Source organism: Ruegeria sp. BC1 (genome assembly GCF_056539305.1).
In genome coordinates, this window is record NZ_JBQFUT010000012.1 from 1 (window position 1) to 12,769 (window position 12,769).

The 12,769-nt window shown below is 52.5% G+C and carries 8 protein-coding genes; all 8 read right to left on the reverse strand.

Annotated elements, in window-relative coordinates; genetic code table 11:
- A partial coding sequence (locus ACR0IY_RS20055; RefSeq protein ID WP_480676638.1) for a pyruvate carboxylase occupies positions 1 to 2,662 on the reverse strand: 2,662 nt, incomplete at its 3' end.
- Between the two features lie 165 nt (positions 2,663 to 2,827).
- Positions 2,828 to 3,934, reverse strand: a complete 1,107-nt coding sequence (locus ACR0IY_RS20060) for a DUF917 domain-containing protein (RefSeq protein WP_480676508.1) — start codon at positions 3,932 to 3,934, stop codon at positions 2,828 to 2,830.
- Positions 3,931 to 5,490: a hydantoinase/oxoprolinase N-terminal domain-containing protein gene (locus ACR0IY_RS20065; protein ID WP_480676510.1), complete on the reverse strand. Its 1,560-nt coding sequence runs from the start codon at positions 5,488 to 5,490 to the stop codon at positions 3,931 to 3,933. The genes ACR0IY_RS20060 and ACR0IY_RS20065 overlap by 4 nt, the downstream gene beginning before the upstream one ends.
- A gap of 140 nt (positions 5,491 to 5,630) precedes the next feature.
- Positions 5,631 to 8,291 (reverse strand): LuxR C-terminal-related transcriptional regulator, encoded by a 2,661-nt coding sequence (locus tag ACR0IY_RS20070; protein WP_480676512.1) that lies wholly within the window; start codon positions 8,289 to 8,291, stop codon positions 5,631 to 5,633.
- Between the two features lie 115 nt (positions 8,292 to 8,406).
- Complete coding sequence (locus ACR0IY_RS20075; RefSeq protein WP_480676514.1) at positions 8,407 to 9,477, reverse strand: ABC transporter ATP-binding protein; 1,071 nt, start codon at positions 9,475 to 9,477, stop codon at positions 8,407 to 8,409.
- A gap of 66 nt (positions 9,478 to 9,543) precedes the next feature.
- Positions 9,544 to 10,665 (reverse strand): type 2 periplasmic-binding domain-containing protein, encoded by a 1,122-nt coding sequence (locus ACR0IY_RS20080; RefSeq protein ID WP_480676516.1) that lies wholly within the window; start codon positions 10,663 to 10,665, stop codon positions 9,544 to 9,546.
- Between the two features lie 31 nt (positions 10,666 to 10,696).
- On the reverse strand, positions 10,697 to 11,557 hold the full coding sequence (locus ACR0IY_RS20085) for an ABC transporter permease (protein WP_480676518.1): 861 nt from the start codon (positions 11,555 to 11,557) through the stop codon (positions 10,697 to 10,699).
- Positions 11,554 to 12,453, reverse strand: a complete 900-nt coding sequence (locus ACR0IY_RS20090; RefSeq protein WP_480676520.1) for an ABC transporter permease — start codon at positions 12,451 to 12,453, stop codon at positions 11,554 to 11,556. The genes ACR0IY_RS20085 and ACR0IY_RS20090 overlap by 4 nt, the downstream gene beginning before the upstream one ends.
- Positions 12,454 to 12,769 lie beyond the last annotated feature (316 nt).

The following is a 12,769-nucleotide window of genomic DNA, read 5'->3' on the forward strand; positions in this document are numbered from 1 at the left end:
CCATCATCAGGGCCATGTCACCAACCACCTTCGACGACGGGGTCACCTTCACGATGTCACCGAACATCTGGTTCACGTCGGCATACATCTGGGCGACCTCGTGCCAGCGTTCTTCCAGACCCAGGGAACGCGCCTGCGCCTTGAGGTTGGTGAACTGACCACCGGGCATCTCGTGCAGATAGACCTCGGACGCGGGGGCCCGAAGGCTGGATTCGAAGGCCGCATACTGGCCGCGCACCGCTTCGAAATAGTCGCTGATCTCGCGGATTGCCTTGATGTCCAGACCGGTGTCGCGCTCGGTATGGCGCAGCGCTTCGACCACGGTGCCCAGCGTCGCCTGAGAAGTGTTGCCGCTGAAGCTGTCCATCGCGCAGTCCACCGCGTCCACGCCCGCCTCGGACGCGGCCAGAATGGTGGCGCTGGCGATACCGGCGGTGTCGTGGGTGTGGAAGTGGATCGGCAGGCCGACCTCTTCTTTCAGCGCCCGGATCAGGATCTTGGCCGAGGCCGGTTTCAGCAGACCCGCCATGTCCTTCAGACCCAGAACATGGGCCCCTGCATCGCGCAGTTCCTTGGCCATGCCGACATAGTATTTCAGGTCATACTTGGCGCGATCCGGGTCCAGAATATCACCGGTATAACAGACGGTGCCTTCACAGACCTTGTCGTTCTCGATAACGGCATCCATGGCCACGCGCATGTTCTCGACCCAGTTCAGCGAGTCGAAGACGCGGAACACGTCGACGCCTTTGGCGGCCTGGCGCACGAATTCCTGCACCACGTTGTCAGGGTAATTGGTGTAGCCAACCCCGTTGGCACCGCGCAGCAACATCTGGGTCATCAGGTTCGGCATCGCCTCGCGCAGATCACGCAGACGCTGCCACGGGCATTCCTGCAGGAAGCGGTAAGCCACATCAAACGTCGCGCCGCCCCAGCATTCGACACTGAACAGTTGCGGCAGGTTGGCCGCGTAGGTCGGCGCCACCTTGATCATGTCGATCGACCGCATCCGGGTGGCCAGCAGCGACTGATGCCCGTCACGCATGGTGGTGTCGGTGATCAGCAACTGACGCTGGGCCTTCATCCAGTCGGCCACGGCCTGCGGGCCTTTCTGCTCCAGCAGGTTGCGAGTGCCCATCTGCGGCTCGGCTTTCGAGGCGGGGGGCTTGGCCTCTTTCAAATCGGCGCGCGGTTCCGGGCGGTCTTTGGTTTCCGGGTGACCGTTTACGGAGATGTCCGCGATATAGGTCAGAACCTTAGTACCCCGGTCGCGGCGACGCTTGAAGGTGAACAGGTCCGGCGTCGTATCGATGAACTTGGTGGTGTATTCATTCGACAGGAAGGTCGGGTGTTTCAGCAGGTTGATGACAAAGTCGATATTGGTGCTGACGCCGCGAATACGGAACTCGCGCAGGGCCCGGTCCATCCGGGCAATCGCCGCGTCGGGCGTTGGGGCCTTGGCGGTCACCTTTGTCAGCAACGAGTCATAGTACCGCGTAATCACGCCACCCGCATAGGCCGTGCCACCATCCAGACGGATGCCCATGCCGGTGGCCGAGCGATAGGCGGAGATGCGGCCATAATCGGGGATGAAGTTGTTCTGCGGGTCCTCGGTGGTGATCCGGGTCTGCAGCGCGTGACCGGTCAGATGCACGTCGGCCTGACTGGCAGCGCCGGTCGCTTCGGCAAGGGTCTTGCCCTCGGCGATCAGGATCTGGGCCTGAACGATGTCGATGCCGGTGACTTCCTCGGTGACAGTGTGTTCCACCTGCACGCGGGGGTTCACCTCGATGAAGTAGAACTTGCCTGTCTCCATATCCATCAGGAATTCGACGGTGCCGGCGCATTCATAGTTCACATGGGCGCAGATCTTGCGGCCCAGTTCGCAGATTTCCGCGCGCTGTTTGTCGCTCAGATACGGGGCAGGGGCGCGTTCAACGACCTTCTGGTTGCGGCGCTGGACCGAGCAGTCGCGCTCGTAAAGGTGATAGATCTCACCGTGTTTGTCGCCCAGGATCTGCACCTCGACATGGCGGGCGCGGGTGATCATCTTTTCCAGATACCCCTCGCCATTGCCGAACGCGGCCTCGGCCTCGCGCCGACCTTCAAGGACTTTCTCTTCCAGCTCGTCTTCAGAATTGATCGGGCGCATGCCACGCCCACCGCCGCCCCAGCTGGCTTTCAGCATCAGCGGATAGCCGATTTCCTTGGCCTCGGCCCGGATCGCGTCCATGTCATCGCCCAGAACCTCGGTCGCCGGGATCACCGGCACTCCGGCCGCGATGGCAACACGCCGGGCGCTGGCCTTGTCGCCAAGCGCGCGCATGGTCTCGGCCTTGGGGCCGATAAAGGTGATGCCGTTTTGTACACAGGCATCCACAAAGTCCGGGTTCTCGGACAGAAGGCCATAACCGGGATGGATCGCGTCGGCACCGCATTCCTTAGCAACCCGAATGATCTCATCAATCGACAGATAAGCCGCAACCGGCCCCATTCCTTCGCCAATGCGATACGCCTCGTCAGCCTTGAAACGGTGCAGGCCCAGCTTATCTTCCTCGGCGAACACTGCGACGGTGCGTTTGCCCATCTCGTTGGCTGCGCGCATCACGCGTATGGCAATCTCGCCGCGATTGGCAATCAGGATCTTGTTGAAGTCGGTCACGTATGTAGGGTTTTTCATTCTAACGAAAAGAGTTCTTAGTTGTTTGCGTGAAACAGCTCAAATTGAACGAAAACGCGCAAGTCCAAGCTCAAGATGCAAACTCAGCTGCCGGACATGCGAACGTTCGCCGTTCGCATGTACTTTTCCGGAACAAAAGGAGTTGTCTTAGTGGCTACCGTTCCAAGCGATCGCTTCGATTGGGGTTGCATCTTCGTCGATACCAAACGCGCGAGGACCGATGATTTCCAGTGCTTTCGGCGTTCGCATAATTGGAACTGCGGCTACTCCAAGGACTTTGACACGTTGCCCATACCGCAGCGTTTCGGTGGTAATAGCTTCTCCCGTTTCCCGATCCAATACCAAGACGAGATCCGGTGTGGTGACTACGGTACTGCCATCCAAAATCGCACGAGAAAATTCATTCTGGAAGGGAATCTCTAGCACATGTCTGTCATCATCCACCAACCGGACTTGACCCTTAACCCAACCATCGGCTGACTCGCGAACAACGTCCTCAACTTTTCCATCAAATAGAAGCCTCGAAAATCGAGGAGGGTTAGACGTTTTGAAGTACTGTATTAGCGCATCCGAAATATCCTGTTCACCCTTCACTCGGGCTTCACGGATGGTTCGACCTATATCTAAAGCCAGACTAACGGTTCTCGGGACTGTGCCGGTTCGAATTTGCGCACCGGTCATAGCGTAGCTTGCTACCTGCGCAATACCACCCATCTTGACACAGACAGGGCGACCATATTCCTCCGCGCACGCAGCCTCGTCAGAGTCGATTAGAACCGTATTCCCGAAATCATCCGACATAATGAATGGGGCACAACGGATGCCTGAAAAATTGAACGTGGTCATCTGATACTCAGGAAATGCTCGTCCCATACCGTCACCATCTATGACGGGAAGTCCCAATCTCGCAGCGACCGCCAATGGAAGCGTTGCGTTGATTCCACCGGCTTCTAGAGGAATTATGGCATTGAATTTACGTCCCAATACTTGCTCCGATCGCCGCAAACCTTCAATCGCTGTTTTTGTGTTTGGGATTTTTTCTACAAAAACCGTCGGCGCACCCATGCAGGCTACTGACACCGCAAAAAGGTCATCATCTGCCTCTTCCGGATCAATCAGCTTAACGCTGTTGCAATTTTCAAGTTCCTGCTTCAGCATCAAGCCGCCGATGTATGGATCGCCTCCGCCACCGGTTCCCAGAACGGCAGTTCCGCGGATAAAGTCCTCAAGGTTTTCAAGATTGATCTCTGTCATTGGGCTGCCCTCTGATCCGCCAAATCACCAATTGCTTTCGTCTTTATTCGGACAGCGCCAGCTGGCAGATAGGCTAGTGGCAACTCCTCAAGGTTCACAATTGAAACTGTATCTCGGTCGGCACCTGCCTCAACTGCCCGGTCTATTGCTTCCGCTTTGGCTTGCGTGATCCCTGCATCTCGGCCGATTGAGGCATAAGAATAGACTTTGTCGACTTCACCACCGACCTGGGCTAAGCCCGCACCAATTGCGTTCGCTGTACCGCTCAACTCTGGTTTAATGACTTCGCTTGCACCTTTGAGGTCCCTATTCACCAGCACACTACCACCGCCCACCAAGATCACCGGTACGTTCCCTTTACCGGATTTCATGCGGTCAACGGCCTCCTCAATCATGAGGTGCATCAAATCGACAGCGTCATGTACCAACCGATCGTCTAAATCGCCTACTAAAGACTTGTCGCCGATATCAGCATAGCCAGCGGCAACAGCAATATCAGTGGTTGTCAGGGTGTCGCCTCCGAATACTTTTGCCTTTGAAAGTAATTCGAGAGCAACTGAGTCTGGTCCAATCCTCAGCCCGTCACGTTCTGTGCGGACAATGCTGCCGCCACCGAGACCCGCAGCCAACACGTCAGGCATGCGAAAGTTCGTACGAACGCCCCCAATGTCGACAGAGATTGCAGACTCGCGTGGAAATCCATCCTTTAGGACACCGATATCAGAAGTCGTACCACCAATGTCTACTACAATTCCGTCCTTGATGCCGGACAGAAACGCTGCTCCTCGCATTGAGTTGGTAGGCCCCGACGCAAATGTGAGAACAGGGTATTTCTCCGCGAATTCAGCGGACATCAAAGTACCATCGTTTTGCGAAATGTAGAACGGGCAAGTTATCTGCAGCTTATCGAGCGCAGAGCGAAACGCGTTCACCACTGTTATGGCTAAATCACAAAGCGATGCATTCATAATAGTCGCGTTTTCGCGCTCGATGAGGCCTACGCGTCCTAACTCACTTGATAGGGTCAAGTGGGTGTCCGGTGCTTCATTGAGGATGATTTCGGCCATCCTCCGCTCCATCGTGTCATTGATCGGCGTGAATACACAAGATACGGCGGCGGAAGAAATACCGCGTTTCTTCATATCCCTGGCAGCCTCAGCCACTGCATTTTCGTCTAGAGGCGAGATTTCCCTACCGTCAAACTCGTAACCACCTGCAACAAGGTAGCTCACTTTACCGATAGGATCTGAAAGGTGTTTGGGAAATTCCACCATGGGCAGAAGACTTCCAGTTGCTGGAAGCGCGGCCCGAAATGTCGCAACAGGAACAAGTTTTTTGCCCTCTACAAAGGCATTTGTGAACTGAGTTGTCCCAATCATCACTGATGTGATTTCAGATGCGTTCGATCCAGATTGTTTAAGAACCGAACGGATAGCGTTGACCACGCCAGACCCGATATCCGCGGTCGTTGGGGATTTGATCGACGCGAGAACGTTGCTACCATTTAGCAATGCTGCGTCAGTGTTGGTTCCACCCACGTCTACGCCGATGTGCATACGCTTCTCCCTTACGTTAAACGTCTCGACAACTATCGCTGGTCGCGCGCTTTAGAAACAAGGCAAGGAATGGCTAGTTGTCCGAGTAATATGGATAGCTACGACAAAGAGCGTGAGGTGATGGTAGTCAGATTCAATTTTTAAAGGCCGTGAGCGTGGGCAATCTCAGCCACAAGTTTTCTCGAGTTAACCCCAAGTTTTGCAAAGATATTCTTCATATGGAACTTGACGGTCGCTTCGCTAAGGTCGAGTTCTCTTGCGATAACTTTGTTTGCTGCATTGTCGGCGACAAGTCTGAGGACCGAATACTCGCGTTCCGTGAGGATTTCTTCAAATATAGATCCTGAATTCCGGTTCTTTTGACGGGAGCAGGCCCAGAGTAACTCCGCCAATCTTTGCGTCTCTGTTTCGGAGTAAGAGCCCAAGCCATTTGAATGAATACAATCCCGCACAGCTTGCGGAAATGAATCGCCAAGGCGAACACACGGCCCCGGGAATTTAGGGTCGACGATGCTTAGTAGCTCTCGAAGACAACGGTCTGCACTTTCCCAGTTTTCAGCGGTTGCAAGAACAACCAATCTTAGAGACTCCGCCCGAATCTGGTATCTTCCCAGACCGAGTTTGCAGCACTCCTTTGTAACATCGTCCAATAGCGACAGCGCTTGAATCGTTTTGCCTTTCCACTGCTCAAAGCGTGCTAACGCAAGAGTTGCCAGAATTTGACCGCGCCAGCGAAGCATGTTTTGACCTTGGAGACTCTGGAGAGACCGAACTTGAATTGAAAGTCGATTTGCTTCGACCTGATCTTCGGAAGCCACCGCCAGTTCGAGCTGTAGAATCCGAAGATGTCGTTCGAATCGATCTGACGCGCGGCGGGATGCCATTTCCTCGGCCCGTGCGACGTACGAAACTGCCGCTTTATACCGCCCATCCTCGATGCACGCTCCCAACACAGTTTCATACCCCGAAAGGAATGCCTCACTCCAACCTTCGGCCCGTCCAGCTCGATCCAAAGCAATCACAAGTTTCTCTTCGACGCCTGAACGTAAGCTTTGTTCGTGTTGAATCTCACACAAATAGATGTCCGCCAACGCGCATAAGGCCGGGTCGTGTTGAAAGTTGCTTTCAATTAGCTTTGTTGCGAGTCGCCGTCTTGATTGAGCCGATGAAAAACGCCCTTTGTCTAAATCGATAACGCTTAGATGCAGGTGCATGAAAAACTGCAAATGAACCGCATCGAGATCAATGAAGATCGACATTGCAGCGTCGGCATGTTCCTGTGCCTTCTTGAAGTCGCCGGCTTGAATATAAAAAATACAAAGAAAGTTGGAAAAGAGACCCCTCATAATGACGTCTTCAACAGGTGTTGTGTTCGCCGCATGCTCAAGAGACGCCAGCTGCGCCTCGCTCAAGTGGCGATCCTCATAAACGCGCCGATGTGCTTCAACCATCACAAACTCGCGCCATGTCAATTCGTCTGCGGAGTCGGCCGATTGTTTGATTTCATCTAGATACAAACGAGCCTCATCCATCCTAGCAGACTTGAGCAGAAGGTAGGCGCGGGCAATCAAAAGCCTTGGATTGCTGTGGACTTTGCTAATTGGAAGCATGTCGAGGCAGGCAGCCAGACGCGGAGCGCCGTGACGCATACCAATTTGTACACCTCCGCTGTCCAAAAGCATCTCAACCGCCCGATCCGCGTCTTTGGCCTCGATTGCGTGTCGAATTGCCGGTAACAATCTCCCATGTCTAAAAAGCCACTCAGCCGTTCGTCGATGTAGGTTTTTGACTGCCCCTTCTCCCTGAAGCACTTGCCTCTTTAACAAGAAGTCTCTTAGCAGTTGATGATATCGATAGCGTGGTACTTTATTTGGAACTTCAAAAACCAAACCATGAACGTCAGAGAGTTCATCAAGAAGTCTCCACGCATCCTCTTTCTGGCGAACGAAGTTAGCCAAGTCGCCATCTATTGTCCGCATGTGTGCTGTGTCTATAAGAAAGGCTTGTTGCGCTTCAGACAGTTGGTTAAAGAAGTGCTCGTTGAGATATTGCGCTACGCGTGCTTCTCCACCTACGCCTTTCCGTTCCGATAAGTCGACGATATTTGCTTGTCGAAGAAGTTGAATTGCTGCGATCCACCCCTCTGAGTAGGCTAGGTAGAAATCAATTTTTTCCGACTGGGCAGACGAACCAAGAAGTTCGGCGACTTCCGACCTGTCTAGACGCAACTCCTCAACCCCAAAGTCAGACACCAATCCGTCCAACCGTAGCTTAGTTAATGGAATCCCCTGTGCTTCTCGAGTGCCAATAACGACATGGACCGATTTAGCGGTATTTGAGATGATCCGGTTAATGAATCGAATTTCACGTGCACTGCAGTCGTGGAAATCATCCACAAATAGCGTGACTTGCCGCTTATAGTCGGAAAGACCTTCCAAAATTACATGTTGAAGGGAAGTCTCATCCATCGCAGCGCCACTCGATGGTGATATTGGTCCACTCTCCGAATTCGAGTCTCTCTTCAATTCAGACAGAATTTGCTCTTCTAAGACACTTGTTTCAGCTGAGTCTATACCTCCTTGCAACCAGAGAACCACGTGACCCTGATCTCTCAGTTGCTCTGACCAGATGCGCATCAAAGTGGTCTTACCGTACCCCGCCGGGGCTTCAATAAGCGTCAATTTTTTAGCCAGGCCATCCATGAAACGACGCGCCAGATGACTACGAGGAATCTGCCTGGCGGCTTGTTCAGCTCCCGGATCAAATTGCTTTGAAACACCTTTGTCAGTTTCAGGCAACATACAGCAAGTCTAAATCGTCAGTTCGACACGAGCAAGTTTCCGCTTCGCGCCAATGTTTTATCACAATGGGCGACCTAGTCGCTTCCAATGTTTGCCAAAGTGGAGGATTGGGAGACTAGTCTGTTAGAACCCGTCCCGCGTCGTATCTCCATGATACAAAAAGCTCGTCACCAGGTTTGGCCTTCGGGGTGCGATGACAGTTTGGAACTTCAGCAATTAGTGAAGAACTTCCAAGAGAAAACTCAAACCGAACCAAGGCCCCTTGAAATGTCACGGATTTGATGGCGAGCTTGATCGAGTTCCATTCGCTTCCCGCCTCATTCAGATCAACCATTATCGCTTCTGGCCGCAACGCGAGGAATGCTTCAGCTTCCAATGCGGCCTCATCCGCAAGAAGTGCCTGGAAATGTCTGTCGCCGACTTCGACGACCACTTTGTCATCATCTCTCTCGATTATCGAACAGGGAATAATATTAGACTCTCCGATGAACTCCGTTACAAACCTGTTTTTCGGCCGCTCATAAATTTCTCTAGGCGTGCCTACCTGTGAGATTGTACCCGCGTTCATTACAGCAATGCGATCTGACATTGTCAGAGCTTCGCCTTGATCGTGCGTAACGTATATCGTCGTTATTCCCAAAGTCTCCTGAAGGTTCTTAATCCAGAACTTCATTTCCTCGCGAAGATTTTTGTCCAATGCAGATAGTGGTTCGTCCAGAAGCAATATCCTTGGTTCTGTCACTAGTACGCGCGCCAACGCGACTCTTTGTTGCTGCCCACCGGACATTTCTCTTTGGTAGCGGTTCTCGTATCCCTTCATTCCAACTTGATCGAGGGCAACACGCACGCGCCGGTCAATCTCGTCCTCAGATATTTTTCGCAAGCGAAGTCCAAAAGCGATGTTGTCATAAACGTTCATATGCGGAAAGATTGCATAATTCTGAAAAACAAATCCTATATCCCGGCACTCCGGTGGTAGCGCAGATACGTCTTCTCCGCCCACTTCGATGTGGCCGATTTCCGTTTCCTCGAATCCAGCGATCATCCTAAGGGTTGTGGATTTACCGCAACCCGAGGGCCCAAGAAACGAGAAGAACTCACCTTCTTGAATATCCAAGGAGACGTCATCCACCGCCAAATGCGCGCCGTAATACTTGCTTAGTGCGTCTATTTTCACATTTGCCATTTTGGGACCTTACTTTGCTGATTGCGCTCCGGCGCCAGCCCAGTGCCGGAGCGAGTATTTGGGAAGTTATGCTGAGAAGATCTCGTTTACGGTCTCAGTAATCTCGTCTTCGTTGTCGAGGTACCAGTTCCAGTCAGGGATCCAGAGACCTTCCATTGCATCGGCCGTATTGGTCACGCCTTTGTTGCTCAACCTCTCCGGCAGTACCGCCAGTTTATTCGAAGGGCGCAGGTAAAAAGCCTCTGCTGCTTTTGTCTGAAATTCCGGGTCGAGCTTTGCGTTTACCAAAGCCAACGCTAGCTTTTTCTCGATTGGATCGGAGTAGCGCGACACCGTGTGTGTTTGTGTTAGTACGGGCTTACGCTCCCAAACTAGTGGCGCAACTGGTATATTTTTGTCCATCATGAGAAAGATTTCTCCCTCCCACTGCACTCCCATTTCGACCTCACCACGTTCGATGAGTGTCTGCATATTCCCTGTAAAGTCGCTGATCTTCATCGGCATGGCGCGGCGCATGGCATCGAAACCAGCGTCCAAGTCCATTTGGTCAGAACCCCACTCTGCGGCAGCTGTCATGAAGAAAACCTGCTGCAGTCCGCTCGAGGTAATGTAGGAGCCGCGGCGACCCGCAAGACGCTCATCCCAGAAAGACTTGAAGCCTTCTGGCGCTGGATTTAGCAAATCTGTCCTATAGGCGTAAGCATATTGACCAAAGCCCCAAGTCGCTCCAAGGCCGCTTTGGAAAGCAAAATCCCAACAATTCTTGGCATTTGGCAGATTTGGAATTAACTCTTCCGACGTAAGGAAGAAGTCGCCGACCCTGCTAAGTTTGATAATTTCATTCAGATTCCAATTTCCAATATGGAAGGCAGGGTTTTTAGGACCATTAGCAACATATTTTGGGAACCATGGATACGACGAGTCATATGCTACATTGCAATTGTAAGTCTTCTCAAATGGTTCGATGACTTCGCGGGTCATGATTTCTTGCCAAAACCCGCCCCATTCATTGATCCTGATTGTTGCACCGCCCGCGTCAAAGGGCTCCCCATCCCACACTACATCTTGCGCCCAAGCGTGGTTGATGTTGAACAAGCTCACCGGCCCAGCTAAAGCAACTGAACTTGCAGCTGACTTCAGCAAACTGCGACGCGATATGTTCGACGTGTTCTGTGTAGTCTTTGACATGATGCGTACCCTTTCTGTTGGTTCTTTGAGTTTAAGAGAAGTTGACGTTGGCCATGCGCTTGAGGTTGGCCATGCGCGCAGCAAACAGCATCGACACCGCGACCAAAAAGATTGCGAAAATGCCTGCGGCAGCTGCAGTCGGCTCGAACGTGTATCTTAGCGATACGTAGAGAGCCATCGGAAGCGGTGTAGCATCAGGCGGCGCAAGAAACAGTGACACGTCAAACTGGCCAAACGATACGATGAAGGCGAATGTTGCACCTGCGACGATGCCAGGAGAAATGACTGGTAGAGTAACTTTTCGAAAGGTCTGCCATTGATTTGCGCCGAGGCTTCGTGACGCCTCTTCCAACGAAACATCAAAGCCAGAAAGAGCAGCACTAACTGTCCCAATGACATAGGGGCAGGTAACTAGAACGTGGCCGATCACAAGCCCTGCAAGCGTACCATTCAGTCCTATATCGGTTGAGACGTAGAACAGGTAGAGCGACAGGCCCATGACTATTCCTGGCAGCATCAGCGGAGACATGAAGAAAGCCCTGGTTACCTCGCGGCCGACGAACCGGGTGCGAACAAGAAACAGGCTCACGGAAGTTCCAAGTATAGTGGAAAAGAACGCCGTTATTATCGCCACCATCAAGCTGTAGCCGTAGGCTGGCAGGAAGATATCAGACTGAAAGAATGCCCCGATCCATCTCAATGAAAGCCCGTCCGGAGGAAAACTCAGGTGATCTCCCGAATTCAACCCGGCTAAGATGACGATGATCATCGGCACAACAAGGACGAAGATGGCAAGACCCGCAACTAACTTGAGAGGTCCAGGTACGGCTGTTTTTTGTCGCTTCGAACGGCGTGAAATTTGGATTTTGGTTTGTGTTTGCGCAAGGGTCATGTTCTTCCTCCTGAAACACGAGCAGCGGCGCGTTGATAGACCAGCATGGAGAAAACGCTGATGGAGAACATCACGACGGCCACTGTAGCGCCGAACTGCCATTTGCCGAGCTCAGCAATTTGTTGAAAAATGTGAATTGGCAGCACGACTACTTTCCAGCCACCCATTAAGGTCGGAACGACATAAGACGAAAATGAAATGGCAAAGACGAGCAGCATTCCAGCCAGGACTCCCGGCATGCTCATCGGAATGGTAATCTTCCAAAAACTCTGCCAACGCGTAGCACCTAGGCTACGAGCGGCTTCGTCCAGCGACGGGTTTATTGCTTGAATGACCCCAACCAGGGAGAGGATCATGAACGGTAGAGAGAACTGCACCAATCCGACGACAACGCCAAAGAAATTATACATGAGTGGAACCGGTTCTTCACCGAGCCAACCCATCCACCTGAGGAACTCATTAATTATCCCATTGTCGCCCATTAGAACCATAAGGCCAAAGAGGCGGATCACCATGTCGAGTTGCATCGCGCAAAGGACAAGAATGATGAGAAATGTGTTCACCGAAGGATTTCGCACCTTGGCAATGAGATATGCCAAGGGGTAGCCGAGCAATAGTGCTACTACCGATACGAGGAATGCCAAACCAGCTGATCGAACTGCAGCTTCGTAGTATAGTGAGCGCGTGAAGAACCGAACATAGTTCTCCAGTTCAAACATCCATTGCACATCGACAACGCCCGGCGTCGGGGAGTCGAAAGAAATCAAAAACAAAGCCGCGAGTGGGATCGCAAAAAACACTATGAAGAACGCGATCCCTGGAGTTGCCATCAAAAGGCTGCGCTTTGTTTTACCCAGTTTGAATAGGGATGCAGATAGGGGGTTCGACTGGCCCATTGTTCCTCCCGAAGATCACGATTGTTCCTTGAAAAGGCATCTAGGAAAGGTCCGTTTGGAGCAAGTGTGCCCTCGGATAGGTTGGAAAATGATATGGATAGGATATCTTAATTGAGTCGATGCCCCGCTATCCAGGAGAGGGACACTTGGCATGGACCTTTGCTAACCTCCTGATGGTTTCCATCTCCAAAACCTATCAGATGAGAGATCAGGGGATGCCCACTCCATCAGAGCCAGAAGAAGACCGCGAATAGGATCACATTCTTCGGATATTGCGCGCCCTTGAAAGAAATCATGAACTGACTTTCGGCTGAAC